Genomic DNA, 13061 nt, shown 5'->3' with positions numbered 1-13061 from the left:
CAGGCGGCGCAGCCGCCAGGGGCGCGGGGAACTGCGCGACCAGCCCACCACGGACGGAGGTTCGCCCCGTTGCTCGGGGACGGACGCCCGTCGGTGGTGGGCTGGTCGCCCAGTGGGCACCTCGCGCCCGAAGGGTGGGGGATCCCCGCGCCCCTGGCGGCTGCGCCGCCTGAGGGGGTGCAACTACAGGAAGTCCTCGGGGAGGAGGCTCCAGACGATCACGTCGGAGCGGGAACCCGGTGGGGCGTCGGGCGCGCGGTCGAGCCACGCGCCGCGCAGCACGCCCTCGCTCACGCAGCCGATCTTCTGCGCGACCTGCAGGGCTGCCGCGTTGCCGGACGCAGTCCTGAGCTCCAGGCGTTCGAACTTCTGGTCCTCGAACAGCCACTGCGCCACCGCCAGGATCGATTCTCCTGCGTAGCCCTCCCCCCGGGCCCAGGGCGCGATGACGACGACGGCCTCCGTCGCCCGCAGCCGCCAGTCCGTCGCGCGCAGCCGCAGCACGCCGACCAGACGCTGTGTCAGGAACTCGGTCACCCCGAGCGCGAAGCCCTTCCCGCCCGTCACCAGGGCCTCCGCCTCGGCGGAGCCGTACGGCTGGGGAACCGTGGTCCACTGCCGGGACAGCTCGTCGGAGTAGAGCTCCGCGACCAGTTCGGCGTCCGCGGGTTCGAGCGCGCGCAGCGTGAGCCGTTCCGTGTTGATGGTGATCTCGGGGAAGGCCGGTGCCGAACCGCCGCCGCGCGCACTGCTGTTCATAGGAACGATCATGCTCCAGGTAGGGGACCCGCGTCACCCTTCCGGCCCGGCGCGCCTTCGGCGCACCGGGCCGGTGCAGGTCGGACGAGGCTACTCCGCCACCGCGGGCGTCAGCCGACGACGCGTCAGAACGCGGGGATGACCGAACCCGAGAAGGTGGTCTCGATGTACTTCTTCACCTCGGGCGAGTGCAGCAGCTGCGCCAGCTTCTGCACCCGGGGGTCGTTCTCGTTGCCCTTCTTGACGGCGAGGATGTTGGCGTACGGGTTGTTCGCGGCCTTCTCCAGCACCAGGGCGTCCTTGGCCGGGTTCAGCTTGGCGTCGAGCGCGTAGTTGCCGTTGATCACCGCGGCGTCGACGTCGCTGAGCGAGCGCGGGAGCTGGGCGGCGTCCAGCTCCTTCCACTTGAGGTTCTTCGGGTTGGACGCGACGTCGGCCGGGGTGGCCTTGGCACCCGCCCCCGCCTTGAGGGTGATCAGGCCGTTGTCCGCGAGCAGCTTGAGCGCCCGGCCCTCGTTGGTGGCGTCGTTGGGCAGGGCGACGGTGGCGCCGTTGCCGAGCGCGGCGACCGACTTGACCTTGTTGGAGTACAGGCCCAGCGGCTCCAGGTGGACCGTCTCGACGGAGACGATGTCCGTGCCGTGCGTCTTGTTGAAGTCGTCGAGGTAGGGGACGTGCTGGAAGTAGTTGGCGTCGGCCGAGCCGTCCTGGACCGCGGTGTTCGGGGTGACGTAGTCGGTGACCACCTTGACCTGCAGCTTCAGCCCCGCCTTGGCCGCCAGGTTCTTCTCGATGTACTCGAGGATCTGCGCGTGCGGAGTGGGGCTGGCCACGACCACGAGCGGCTGGTCCGCCTTGCCGGCGGAGGAGGTCGAGGAGGAGCTGCTCCCGCACGCGGTGAGGGCGAGGGCGGCGGCTGCGGCGGTGGCCGCGGTGACGGTGAACTTGGCGGACGTGCGCACGAAAAGTGCCTCTCTTGCTTTTCTACTTCGGTTGGTTCAGCGCGCGGCGACGGAGGGTCGCTCCGCCTCGCGGGCCTCGGTCTCCGCGTCAGCCGCGGAAGTCTGTGGGTCGGCAGGGCGTGAGTCGGCGGTCCGAGTGGCCTGCACCGTGCCGGTGGGGACGAACTGACGCAGCGTCACCCTCCGGCCGGCGGTGCCGCGCCGGTGGTCGATGCGGCGGGCGATGCCGTCGCCCAGCAGCTGCACCAGCGTGACCAGGACGACCAGTTCGGCCGCGATGACCCACATGAAGGTCGTCTCGAACCGCATGTAGCCGTAGTTGATGGCGAGGGTGCCCAGTCCGCCGCCGCCGACGGTGCCGGCCATGGCCGAGTAGCCGATCAGCGCGATGACCGTGGTGGTGAGCGCGGACACGAGGGCGGGCAGGGACTCCGGCAGCAGCGCCTTCCTGACGATGTGCCAGGTGCCGCCGCCCATCGCCTGGACCGCCTCGACCAGTCCGCCGTCCACCTCGCGCACGGCGGACTCGACCAGCCGCGCGAAGAAGGGGATGGCGCCGACGGCCAGCGGCACCGTCGCCGCCTGCCAGCCGATGGTGGTGCCGACCACCCAGCGGGTGAACGGGATGATCGCCACGATCAGGATGACGAAGGGCAGCGAGCGCCCGACGTTGACCAAGGCGCCGACGACCCTGTTGACGACCGCGTTCTGCAGCAGCCCGCCCTTGCCGGTCAGCACCAGCAGCAGGCCCAGCGGCAGTCCGACGACCACGGTCGCCAGGGCGGCGATGCCGACCATCCAGAGCGTCTCCTGCGTCGCCTGCGTCAGCAGCGGCTGCATCTCGTCCCAGGTCACGCTGCCCCCTCGACGACTCGTGCTCCGCTCGCGATCTCCACCTGGAGCCCCTGCTCGCGCAGGAACCCGATCGGCACCACGTTGTCCTCGAAGTCGCCCGGCAGCTGGACGCGCATCCGGCCGACCTGGCGGCCGCCGATGGTCTCCACGGCCGCGCCGATGATGTTGATGTCGACGTTGTAGGTCCGGGCGAGCTGCGAGATGAACGGCTGCACCGCCGAGTCACCCTGGAACGTGATGTCGACGAGCGTGCCCTCCACGGACGCCTCCCCCAGCGGGAACAGTGCGCGGGCCAGCTCGGAACCGGGCGTGGCCAGCAGGTCGGACAGGGTGCCGGACTCCACCACGCGGCCGCGCCGCATCAGCGCCGCCGAGTCGCAGACGGACTTGATGACGTCCATCTCGTGCGTGATCAGCAGCACGGTCAGGCCCAGCTCCTGGTTGAGCCGGCGCAGCAGCTCCAGGATCGAGCGGGTGGTCTCCGGGTCCAGCGCCGAGGTGGCCTCGTCGGAGAGCAGCACCTTGGGGTCGCCGGCCAGTGCGCGGGCGATGCCGACGCGCTGCTTCTGGCCGCCCGAGAGCTGGGAGGGGTAGCTGCCCGCCTTCTCGCCGAGGCCGACCAGGTCGAGCAGCTCGGCCGCCTTGGCGGCGCGCTGACGGCGGGTCAGGCCGGTCAGCTCCAGCGGGAGTTCGACGTTCTGCTGGACGGTGCGCCGGGCCAGCAGGTTGAAGTGCTGGAACACCATGCCGATCGAGCGCCGGACCTCGCGCAGCTGCTTCGGGGCGAGCGCGGTCAGCTCGCGGCCGTCCACGACGACGCTGCCGGAGCTGGGCCGCTCCAGCAGGTTCACGCAGCGGATCAGGGTGCTCTTGCCGGCGCCGCTGGTGCCGACGACGCCGTAGACCTCGCCGGGGCGGACGTGCAGGTCCACACCGTCCAGGGCGAGCGTTTCACGCCCGTCGGCGCGGAAGACCTTGGTCAGGTCAGTGGTGGTGATCACAGGGGATTCCGTTGGTCGGGCGCGCGCAGCGGCACAGCGCGGCGCACGGGAAGGTCGTGCCGGAGGGGAGTTCGGAAACCGGAGGGAACCTCGACGGTCCGAGGCCAGGGGACTGGGGGCCTGAGGCGGCGTCAGCCCTGGCAGCAGCACATTCGACAACAGGCGCCTACGAGGCGCATGCCACGACCACCTGCCGGCGTCGCGCCGGTGGTGAGGTAGGTCGTGTGCGTCGTCATGTCGCCCATAAGACCAGAACAGGCACACAGGAAGCAAAAACGCGTCCACGGAGCGAGACGGGCCCGACCACCGCGAATGCGGCGATCGGGCCCGTCGTGGGACAGCGCGGGGCGGTTCAGGCGGTGGCGGCGAACTGCTCGAGCGGCTTCTCCAGGCTGATGAAGCTCAGCTTGGGGCTGACCTCCTCCACGGCCGTCTGCTGGTAGCCGAGACGCTGGTAGAGGCGGAGGTTGGCCAGGCTGCGGTGGCCGGTGAAGAGGCGGAGCACGGTGGGCGGCACGGCCTCGGCGCCGAGGCGCTGCTCCATGGCGCGCAGCAGCCGGGTGCCCAGGCCGTGACCCTGCATCCGCGGGTGCACGCACAGACGCCCTATCCGGCCGACGCCGTCCGCGTCCACCCAGCCGCGGACGCTGCCGACGACCTCCTGGCCGAGCCTGGCGACCAGGACGTGACGGTCCTTCAGTTCGGTGCGCAGGCTGTCCAGGGTCTGGGTCAGCGGGTCGATCGCCCAGTCGCCGTAGAGCTCGGCCTCGCTCTGGTACGCGAGGTACTGCAGCTTGAGAATCCGCTCTGCGTCGTCCTCGGTGGCCACCGAGATGGTCACGCTCATGCCCATGCGTGCTCTCCTCCCTTTCTCGTGAGCCCGGCCGCGAGTCTGAGGGGATCGACCGGGTTGCCCTGACCGGAGGTGTGGTCCGCCCGTTGATGATGACGCCGTCCCGGGCGTGGTTCCAGTGCCCTTTACCCAGCCGTTCCGTGCTTGCAACCTCGCTTCGGGCACGGATTCACAGGCCGCGGCCGCTGCGGAACTCGTGTCCGCAGGCCGAGTTGGGGCTTAGGGTGAGCACGCCAAGTGCTGGCGGAACACACTCGAAGGGACCATGCCGTGGGCAGGGACGGGGAGTTCGAGCAGGGGTTCTACGACGTCGCCGTGGTGGGGGCCGGTCCGACCGGCCTGCTGCTGGCGGGCGACCTGGCGGCGGCCGGACTGCGGACCGTGCTGCTGGAGAAACGTGACGGTGAGTCGAATCTCACACGCGCCTTCGCCGTCCACGCGCGGACGCTGGAGCACCTCGACGCCCGTGGTGTCGCCGACGAGTTGGTAACCACCGGCCAGGCGCTGCGCTCGCTGCGGCTCTTCGGCCGGCTGGCGGTGGAGTTGGGCGAGCTGCCGACCCGGTTCCCCTTCGTCCTGATCACTCCGCAGTACGAGACGGAGCGGGTGCTGGAGCGGCGCGCCCTGCACGCGGGCCTGGAGCTGCGCCGCGGCGCGGAGGTGACGGGTCTTCAGCAGGACGCGGAGGGCGTGACGTTGACGCTCGCCGACGGAGCGGCGGTGCGGGCCTCCTACGCGGTGGGCACGGACGGCGTGCGCAGCCGGATCCGTGAGCTGCTCGGGATGCCCTACCCGGGTGAGTCGGTGGTCAGCTCGGTGATGCTCGGTGACGTGCGGCTGTCCCGGCCCCCGGCGGAGGTGCTCACGGTCGGGGCGAACGACGCGGGCTTCGCCTTCATGGCCCCGTTCGGGGACGGCTGGTACCGGGTCATCGCCTGGGACCGCGACGACCAGCAGGACGACCGCGCCCCGGTGACCGAGGAGGAGCTGCGCGAAGCGGTGCGGCGGGTGCTCGGCGACGACCACGGCCTGGGCGAGGCCCGGTGGCTGTCCCGCTTCCACAGCGACGAGCGGCAGGTGCCCCGGTACCGCGACGGCCGGGTGTTCCTGGCGGGCGACGCCGCGCACTGCCATTCGCCGGCAGGCGGCCAGGGCATGAACACCGGCCTGCAGGACGCGGCCAACCTGGGCTGGAAGCTGGCGGCGGCGGTGAAGGGCTGGACGCCGGACGCGGACGCGCTGCTGGACAGCTACCACGCGGAGCGCCACCCCGTGGGCGCGATGGTGCTGCGCACCTCCGGCGGCCTGATCCGCGTGGCGCTGGCGCAGACCCGGACGACGCGGCTGGCACGCGGCGTCGCGACGGCCCTGGCGGACCATCTTGGCCCGGTGACGCGCCGGGGCGGACTGATGGTCTCGGGCCTCGCCATCTCCTACGGCGGAGTGCGGCGGGCACCCGACCTCGCCCTGGCCGGAAAGCCGGGCCGACTCTACGAGGCCCTGCGGGAGGGCAGGTTCGTGCTGGTGGGAGCGGGCCAGGGCGTGGCCGACAACTGGTCCGACCAGCTCCTCCGCACCGAGGCGGCCGTCGCTGACGCACCCACCCGACTCGTCCGCCCGGACGGCTACGTGGCCTGGTCCGCCGACCGCCCGACGGCTGCGGAACTGGGCGCGGCCCTGGCCGACCACCTGGGCGGTCCGCGCTAGAGGGGAGGGTCCGCCTCTCCCGCCCGGGGCGGCTGGGCCGGGGGCGGGTTCCCGTCGTCGGACCGCGAACCCGCCCCCGGATGCCGTTACTTGCGGTCGGCCCAGTTCCGCTGGAGCGCCAGGTCGGCCTTCACCTCGGCCAGTTGGACCGCGACCGCGCTGGGGGCCGTGCCGCCGCGGCCGTCGCGGGAGGCGATGGCGCCGTGGACCGAGAGCACCTCCCGCACCTCGGGCGTCAACTGCGGGGAGATCTCGGCGAACTGAGCATCCGTCAGGTCGGACAGCTCGATCCCCCGCGCCTCGCAGAACTTCACGCACGCGCCGGCCACCTCGTGGGCGACGCGGAACGGGACGCCGCGCTTGACCAGCCACTCCGCGACGTCCGTGGCCAGTGAGAAGCCGGCGGGGGCCAGCTCCTCCAGGCGCTCCTCGTGGACCGTGAGCGTGGCGATCATCCCGGTGAACGCGGGCAGCAGGACCTCCAGCGTGTCGCAGGAGTCGAACACCGGCTCCTTGTCCTCCTGCAGGTCGCGGTTGTAGGCCAGCGGCAGCGCCTTCAGCGTGGCCAGCAGCCCGGTCAGGTTGCCGATCAGGCGGCCGGACTTGCCGCGGGCCAGCTCCGCGATGTCCGGGTTCTTCTTCTGCGGCATGATCGACGAGCCCGTCGAGAACGCGTCGTGCAGCGTGATGAAGCCGAACTCCTTGGTGTTCCAGATGATCACCTCCTCCGCGATCCGGGAGAGGTTGATGCCGATCATCGCCGTCACGAAGGCGAACTCCGCGACGTAGTCCCGGGACGCCGTCCCGTCGATCGAGTTGGCGGCGGAGCCGCCCTCGAAGCCGAGCTCCGCCGCGACGAACTGCGGATCCAGGCCCAGCGAGGAACCGGCCAGCGCGCCCGAGCCGTAGGCGGAGACGGCGGTCCGGGCGTCCCACTGCCGCAGCCGCTCGGCGTCCCGGCCGAGGGCCTGGACGTGGGCGAGCACGTGGTGGGCGAAGAGCACCGGCTGCGCGTGCTGCAGGTGGGTGCGGCCCGGCATGGCGGTGTCCGGGTGGGCCTCGGCGAGGGCGACCAGCGCCTCCTGGAGGTCGAGGATCAGGCTGCCGATGATCCGGGCGTGGTCGCGCAGGTACATCTTGCCGAGCGTCGCGATCTGGTCGTTGCGCGAGCGGCCGGCCCGGAGCTTGCCGCCCAGCTCCGGGCCGAGGCGTTCGAGCAGCCCGCGCTCGAGCGCGGTGTGCACGTCCTCGTCGGCGACCGTGCCGGTGAAGGCGCCCGACTCCACGTCGGCCAGCAGCTGGTCGAGGCCGGCCAGCATGCGCTGCAGCTCGTCGTCGTCCAGCAGGCCGGCCCGGTGCAGCACCTTGGCGTGGGCCCTGGAACCGGCGATGTCGTAGGGCGCGAGGCGCCAGTCGAAGTGCACGCTGGCGGAGAGCTTGGCCAGCGCCTCCGAGGGGCCGTCGGCGAAACGGGCGCCCCAGAGGCGTACGTCCTGAGTCATGGTCATCCCTACGGGTCACGACGGGCGGCGCGGAACAGCCTCCCTGCTCGGCATAATTATGCATGACCCCGTATGAAGACTCAACGCCGTTCCGGCTCCGGTGTTCCGCTCGCCCTCCGCTCACTCCCCGCTCAGCGCCTGCCCCAGGTCGGCCATGAGGTCGTCCACGTCCTCCAGGCCCACCGAGAGGCGCAGCACGTTCGGGTGGGGGCGGGCTTCGGGGGCGACCGGGCGGTGGGTGAGCGAGGCGGGGTGCTGGATCAGCGAGTCCACGCCGCCGAGGGAGACCGCGTGGGTGATCAGCCGGCAGGAGTCGGCAACCCGGGCCGCCTCGGCGTAACCGCCGCGCAGGGAGAAGGCCAGCACCGAGCCGGGGGCGGTCTGCTGACGGCCGATCAGCTGGTGCGGGTCGCACTCGGGCAGGCCCGGGTAGTAGACGCGCTCCACCTCGGGCCGGGTGCCCAGCCACGCCGCGAGCTTGCCCGCGCTGTCGGACTGGTGACGGACCCTCAGCGGCAGCGTCTGCAGGCCGCGGTGGAGCAGGTAGGCGCCGAGCGGGTGCAGGATGCCGCCGGTGAGCGCCCGGACGCCGCGCAGCTTCGTCGCCCATGCGGCGTTGGTCGCGACCACGCCTGCGAGCACGTCGCCGTGGCCGCCGAGGTACTTCGTGGCGCTGTGCAGGACGAGCGTGGCGCCGTGCCGGACCGGCTGCTGCAGCACCGGGGTGGCGAAGGTGTTGTCGACCAGCAGCGGGACGTCGCCGCACTGGGCCGCGAGCGCGTCGAGGTCGACCAGTTCGAGGGTGGGGTTGGCCGGGGTCTCCACGATGACGAGGCTGGTGTCGGGGCGGATCGCGGCGGCCACCTCGTCCGGCCGGGCCCAGCTGACCTCGGTGCCGAGCAGGCCGGTGGCCAGGACGTGGTCGGTGCCCCCGTACAGCGGCCGGACCGCGACGACGTGGCCGCCCGCGGCCAGCAGGCAGGCGCTGAGCGCGGCCATGCCGCTGGCGAAGGCCACCGCCTGCGCGCAGCCCTCGAGTTCGGCCAGCGCCTCCTCGAAGCGGGCGGTCGTCGGGTTCCACAGCCGCTGGTAGACCGCACTGCCGCCGTCCGGCAGGGTGCCGCCGGTGGCCAGTGCCTCGTAGCTGTCCCCACCGGCCTCGACGCCGGGCAGCGGGTTGGTGGTGGACAGGTCGATCGGCGGCACGTGCACGCCGAGCCCGCGCAGGTCGGCGCGGCCGGCGTGGACGGCGCGGGTGTCGGGGGCAGCCATGGTTCCTCCTCGTCGAGGGCCGGGGACGGGCACCAGGGTGAAGAGTCTGCCGATCCACCGCCAGCACTCCGCACAAGATTCGAGCGAAGCGCGCCGGACCTTGCGGAACTTCGGCCTCCGGCCGCACCATGGCCGCCATGCCGAAGAATCCGCAACCCGAACTCGCCCCCGTGGACCGCGCCATCCTGCGCCTGCTGGCGGCCGACGGCCGGATGCCCAACAACGCGATCGCCGAGGCCGTGGGCATCGCCCCGTCCACCTGCCTCAGCCGGATCCGCGCGCTGCGCGAGCGCGGCGTCATCCGCGGCTTCCACGCGGACGTGGACCCGGCCGCGCTCGGCCTCGGCATCCAGGCGATGATCGCGGTGCGGCTGCACGCCCACACCCGGGGCGCGATCGAGGCCTTCACGGCCGAAGTCCCTTCCCTCCCAGGGGTGCTGGCGGCGTATCACCTGGCAGGGGGGGACGACTACCTGCTGCACATCGCCGTCCCGGACACCGACGCGCTGCGGGACTTCGTGCTCGAGCACCTGACCGCCCATCCGGCGGTCGCGCACACCGAGACGAGCCTGATCTTCGCCCACCTGCGGACCACCCCGTGGTCGTAGCACGCTGGTGCCATGGACGAGAGCTGGGACATCCGCAGGTCGGGCCCGGCCGACGCGGCGCACCGGGCGCTGCTGCTGCCGGGCGGCATGTGCACGACGGAGTTCTACGCCGACCTGATGGCCGAGCCGGGACCGGCGGCCGCCGGGGTAGCGCTGGTCGCGGTGACGCTGCCGGGCTTCGGCCGCACGCCGCCGCCGGAGGACCTGGACCTGGAGAACTACGCGCGGCTGATGGGGGAGTTCGCCGCCGCCGAGGGCTGCGACCTGGTGGTGGGCCACAGCCTCGGCGCGAACGTGGCCCTGGAGATGGTCGCGGGCGGCCACTTCTCCGGCCCGCTGGTGCTGCTGTCGCCGACGTTCTCCCGGGCCGACGAGGCGACCTTCCTCACGATCATGGACCAGGTGGGCCGGCTGCCCGCGCTCGGTCCGATGGCCTGGAGCGCGATGATGAAGGCGATGCCGACGCTGATGAAGCACGAGCTGCCGCCGGCCCGCGCGGACGCGCTGGCGGCGGACCTGGCCAACAACGACCCGGAGTTCTGCCGCCGGCTGGTCCACCGCTACTACGCCTACCTGGACCGGTACCCGTCCCTGGTCCCCCGGCTGAGCGAGTGCGGGGTGCCCGCCTGGGTCGTCCGCGGGGACCACGACGAGATCGGGCTCCGGGACGTGGAGCGCCGGGCTCTGCACCTGATCCCCGGGGTCACCCTGGTGACCGTGCCCGAGGCGGGCCACCTGCTGCTGGTCGAGCAGCCGGCCCGGGTGGCCGACGTCGTCGTCGAGGCGGCCCGGTCCGCGAGCTGACGGCCTGCCGGCCGGCCCGGGGCCGATGGGGCCAAGGGCTTGTCCGGCGGCACTAGCCCTTGCCCTGGGCCAGCTGCAGCAGGTGGTCGGCCACCGCCTGGCCGCCCATCGGGTCGCGGCTGACCACGAGGATGGTGTCGTCGCCGGCGATGCTGCCGATGATCTCCTCCACCCCCGACTGGTCGATCGCCGACGCCAGGAACTGGGCCGCACCGGGCGGGGTGCGCAGCACGACCAGGTTGCCCGAGGCCGTCGCGGAGACGAGCAGTTCGGCGGCCAGCCGGGCGAGCCGGCCCTCGTTCGCGGACTCGCCCATGGGCGCCTGCGGGGTGCGGTCGCCGCCCTCCGCCGGGACGGCGTAGATCAGCGCTCCGTCGGAGTTGCGGATCTTGACCGCACCCAGCTCGTCCAGGTCCCGCGACAGCGTCGCCTGCGTCACCAGCAGCCCGTCGTCGGCCAGCAGCTTGGCCAACTGGCTCTGCGAGCGCACGGGTTGACGGGTCAGCAGGTCGACGATGCGGCGGTGGCGCGCCGTGCGCGTCTGCGGCAGCTGCGCCGCGGGGCCGTTTTCGCTCATGCGCGCGATTCTTCCTTACCCGGACTACTGGATCGAGCGGAGTACGCCCGGAAGCACCGCCAGGAAGGCGTCCACATCCCGCTCGGTGAGGATCAGCGGCGGGGCCAGCCGGACCGCGTCCGGGACGGCCGCGTTGACCAGGAAGCCCGCCCGCTGCAGCGCGGCCTGGACCTGGTCGGCCACCGGGCGGGTCAGCACGATGCCCAACAGCAGCCCCGCGCCCCGGACATGGGACACCAGGGGGTCGCCGATGGCCTCGATGCCGGCGCGCAGCCGCTCCCCCACCTTGGTCACGTGGTCCAGCAGTCCGTCCGCCTCGATCGTGTCCAGCACCGCGTTGGCGGCCGCGCACACCACCGGGTTGCCCGAGAAGGTCGAGCCGTGCCTGCCGGGCGTGAGCAGCGTGGCGGCCTCGCCGAAGGCCAGCGTGGCGCCGATGGGCAGCCCGCCGCCCAGGCCCTTGGCCAGGGTGACCACGTCGGGGTCCACCCCCGGGAACGCCTGGTGCGCGAACCAGTGGCCGGTGCGGCCGATGCCGGTCTGGATCTCGTCCAGCACCAGCAGCGTCCCGGTCGCCCGGGTGATCTCGCGGGCGGCGAGCAGGTAGTCCGCGGACGGGACGACGACGCCGTTCTCGCCCTGGATGGGCTCCAGGAAGACGGCCGCGGTCTCCTCGGTGACCTCGGCGCGCAGCGCCTCGACGTCGCCGTAGCGGACGTTCGTGACGTGGCCCGGCAGCGGGTGGAAGCCGTCCTGCTTCTTGGGCTGGGCGGTCAGCGAGAGCGCGCCCATGGTCCGGCCGTGGAAGGCGCCGACGGCGGAGACCAGATGCGTCCGGCCGGTGAGCCGGCTGATCTTGAAGGCGGCCTCGTTGGCCTCCGCGCCGGAGTTGGAGAAGTAGACCCGGCCCGGCTCCTGACGGTCGCTCAGCTGCAGCAGCCGCTCGGCCAGCCGGACCGTCGGCGCGGCCACGAAGAAGTTGGAGACGTGCCCGAGCGTTCCGATCTGCTGCGAGACCGCAGCGACGATCGCCGGGTGGGCGTGGCCCAGCGCGTTGACCGCGATGCCGCCGAGGAAGTCGGTGTAGCGCTTGCCGTCGGCGTCCCAGACGTGCACGCCTTCACCGCGGACCAGCGGGATGCGCGGGGTGCCGAAGTTGTCCATCAGCGCGTGCTGCCAGCGCCGGGTCAGCTCCTCGTTCGAGCTCATGCCAGCCCTCCCTCGATGATCGCTTCGTTGGGGTCCGGGTCCGGCACGACCATGGTGCCGATGCCCGCGTCGGTGAAGATCTCCAGCAGCAGGCTGTGCTGCACCCGGCCGTCCAGCACGCGGGCGGTGCCCACGCCCTCGCGGACGGCGTGCAGGCAGCCCTCCATCTTCGGCAGCATGCCGCTGGCCAGGGTGGGCAGCAGCTTCTCCAGCTCACCGGCCGTCAACTGGCTGATCACGTCGTCCGATTCGGGCCAGTTGACGAACAGGCCCTCCACGTCGGTCAGCACCACCAGCATCTCCGCCTGCAGCGCCACGGCCATCGCGGCGGCGGCGGTGTCGGCGTTGACGTTGTACACGTGGCCGTCCAGGCCGCGGGCCACGGAGGAGATGACCGGGATCCGGCCGTCGTCCAGCAGCGCCTTCACCGCGCCGGTGTCCACCTTGACGATGTCGCCGACCAGGCCGATGTCCACCTGCTCGCCGTCCACCTCGGCGTAGCGCTTGACCGCGGTCATGGTGTGCGCGTCCTCGCCGGTCATCCCGACGGCGAAGGGCCCGTGCCCGTTGAGCAGGCCGACCAGTTCGCGCTGCACCTGCCCGGCCAGCACCATCCGCACCACCTCCATGGTCTCCGGGGTGGTCACCCGCAGGCCGGCGGTGAAGTGCGACTCCAGGCCCAGCTTCTCCAGCTGTGCGCTGATCTGCGGACCGCCGCCGTGCACGATGACCGGACGCAGCCCGGCGTAGCGCAGGAAGACCACGTCCTGCGCGAAGGCGGCCTTCAGCTCGTCGTCCACCATGGCGTTGCCGCCGAACTTGATGACGACCGTCTTGCCGTGGAAGCGCTCCAGCCAGGGCAGCGCCTCGATGAGGGTGCGTGCCTTGGGCAGCGCGGTGTTGTTCCGGGCCTGTTCGCCCTTGGGTGCGATCTGCACGACCGTCAGTTCCC

13 protein-coding genes are annotated in these 13061 nt (G+C 72.2%); 3 read left to right on the top strand and 10 right to left on the bottom strand.

Features of this window, described 5'->3' with window-relative positions:
• Window positions 1-183: 183 nt before the first annotated feature.
• The 5 genes from ACFP3V_RS22395 to ACFP3V_RS22375 all read right to left on the bottom strand — a co-directional run bounded on the left by ACFP3V_RS22395 (window position 184) and on the right by ACFP3V_RS22375 (window position 4430).
• Entirely contained in the window at window positions 184-759 is a 576-nt protein-coding gene (locus ACFP3V_RS22395) for a GNAT family N-acetyltransferase (RefSeq protein WP_380586240.1), read from the bottom strand.
• A 125-nt stretch (window positions 760-884) separates the two neighbouring features.
• Window positions 885-1721: a MetQ/NlpA family ABC transporter substrate-binding protein gene (locus ACFP3V_RS22390; protein WP_380586237.1), complete on the bottom strand. Its 837-nt coding sequence runs from the start codon at window positions 1719-1721 to the stop codon at window positions 885-887.
• A 36-nt stretch (window positions 1722-1757) separates the two neighbouring features.
• The gene (locus ACFP3V_RS22385; RefSeq protein WP_380586234.1) at window positions 1758-2576 is read right to left on the bottom strand and encodes a methionine ABC transporter permease; all 819 of its coding nucleotides are present in this window, start codon (window positions 2574-2576) and stop codon (window positions 1758-1760) included.
• Window positions 2573-3577: a methionine ABC transporter ATP-binding protein gene (locus tag ACFP3V_RS22380; protein WP_380586231.1), complete on the bottom strand. Its 1005-nt coding sequence runs from the start codon at window positions 3575-3577 to the stop codon at window positions 2573-2575. Before ACFP3V_RS22380 ends, ACFP3V_RS22385 begins: the two co-directional genes overlap by 4 nt.
• 352 nt (window positions 3578-3929) lie before the next feature.
• On the bottom strand, window positions 3930-4430 hold the full coding sequence (locus tag ACFP3V_RS22375; protein WP_380586228.1) for a GNAT family N-acetyltransferase: 501 nt from the start codon (window positions 4428-4430) through the stop codon (window positions 3930-3932).
• Window positions 4431-4700: 270 nt separating this feature from the next.
• Between ACFP3V_RS22375 and ACFP3V_RS22370 the strand changes: the two genes are divergently transcribed.
• Complete coding sequence (locus ACFP3V_RS22370) at window positions 4701-6137, top strand: FAD-dependent monooxygenase (RefSeq protein WP_380586226.1); 1437 nt, start codon at window positions 4701-4703, stop codon at window positions 6135-6137.
• 86 nt (window positions 6138-6223) lie between these two features.
• On the opposite strand, the gene argH is transcribed toward ACFP3V_RS22370, so the two are convergent.
• Window positions 6224-7639 carry an argininosuccinate lyase gene (argH, locus tag ACFP3V_RS22365; RefSeq protein WP_380586224.1) on the bottom strand — a complete coding sequence of 472 codons (1416 nt, stop codon included), beginning with the start codon at window positions 7637-7639 and terminating at the stop codon, window positions 6224-6226.
• A gap of 120 nt (window positions 7640-7759) precedes the next feature.
• Window positions 7760-8911 carry a trans-sulfuration enzyme family protein gene (locus ACFP3V_RS22360; protein WP_380586221.1) on the bottom strand — a complete coding sequence of 384 codons (1152 nt, stop codon included), beginning with the start codon at window positions 8909-8911 and terminating at the stop codon, window positions 7760-7762.
• Between the two features lie 137 nt (window positions 8912-9048).
• Between ACFP3V_RS22360 and ACFP3V_RS22355 the strand changes: the two genes are divergently transcribed.
• Together ACFP3V_RS22355 and ACFP3V_RS22350 are read left to right on the top strand one after the other, a co-directional pair.
• Window positions 9049-9519: an Lrp/AsnC family transcriptional regulator gene (locus tag ACFP3V_RS22355; protein WP_380586218.1), complete on the top strand. Its 471-nt coding sequence runs from the start codon at window positions 9049-9051 to the stop codon at window positions 9517-9519.
• Window positions 9520-9531: 12 nt separating this feature from the next.
• Window positions 9532-10323 (top strand): alpha/beta fold hydrolase, encoded by a 792-nt coding sequence (locus ACFP3V_RS22350; RefSeq protein WP_380586215.1) that lies wholly within the window; start codon window positions 9532-9534, stop codon window positions 10321-10323.
• A 52-nt stretch (window positions 10324-10375) separates the two neighbouring features.
• Here ACFP3V_RS22350 and ACFP3V_RS22345 read toward each other — a convergent pair whose 3' ends face one another.
• From ACFP3V_RS22345 to argB, 3 genes are read right to left on the bottom strand one after another with little or no spacing between them, the layout of a single operon-like run.
• Window positions 10376-10900, bottom strand: a complete 525-nt coding sequence (locus ACFP3V_RS22345; protein ID WP_380586212.1) for an arginine repressor — start codon at window positions 10898-10900, stop codon at window positions 10376-10378.
• A gap of 24 nt (window positions 10901-10924) precedes the next feature.
• Window positions 10925-12109, bottom strand: a complete 1185-nt coding sequence (locus tag ACFP3V_RS22340) for an acetylornithine transaminase (protein ID WP_380586210.1) — start codon at window positions 12107-12109, stop codon at window positions 10925-10927.
• Window positions 12106-13047: an acetylglutamate kinase gene (argB, locus tag ACFP3V_RS22335; protein WP_380586207.1), complete on the bottom strand. Its 942-nt coding sequence runs from the start codon at window positions 13045-13047 to the stop codon at window positions 12106-12108. Before argB ends, ACFP3V_RS22340 begins: the two co-directional genes overlap by 4 nt.
• Between the last annotated feature and the right edge of the window lie 14 nt (window positions 13048-13061).

It is taken from the genome of Streptacidiphilus monticola (genome assembly GCF_042658505.1).
Classification (GTDB): Bacteria; Actinomycetota; Actinomycetes; order Streptomycetales; family Streptomycetaceae; genus Streptacidiphilus; species Streptacidiphilus monticola.
This window is presented reverse-complemented; position numbering and strand designations above follow the sequence as displayed.

Coding starts and splice junctions, on each gene's coding strand:
- ACFP3V_RS22395 (WP_380586240.1), bottom strand. CDS start 759: ATGAACAGCAGTGCGCGCGGCGGCGGTTCGGCACCGGCCTTCCCCGAG.
- ACFP3V_RS22375 (WP_380586228.1), bottom strand. CDS start 4,430: ATGGGCATGAGCGTGACCATCTCGGTGGCCACCGAGGACGACGCAGAG.
- argH (WP_380586224.1), bottom strand. CDS start 7,639: ATGACTCAGGACGTACGCCTCTGGGGCGCCCGTTTCGCCGACGGCCCC.
- ACFP3V_RS22360 (WP_380586221.1), bottom strand. CDS start 8,911: ATGGCTGCCCCCGACACCCGCGCCGTCCACGCCGGCCGCGCCGACCTG.
- ACFP3V_RS22355 (WP_380586218.1), top strand. CDS start 9,049: ATGCCGAAGAATCCGCAACCCGAACTCGCCCCCGTGGACCGCGCCATC.
- ACFP3V_RS22350 (WP_380586215.1), top strand. CDS start 9,532: ATGGACGAGAGCTGGGACATCCGCAGGTCGGGCCCGGCCGACGCGGCG.
- ACFP3V_RS22345 (WP_380586212.1), bottom strand. CDS start 10,900: ATGAGCGAAAACGGCCCCGCGGCGCAGCTGCCGCAGACGCGCACGGCG.
- ACFP3V_RS22340 (WP_380586210.1), bottom strand. CDS start 12,109: ATGAGCTCGAACGAGGAGCTGACCCGGCGCTGGCAGCACGCGCTGATG.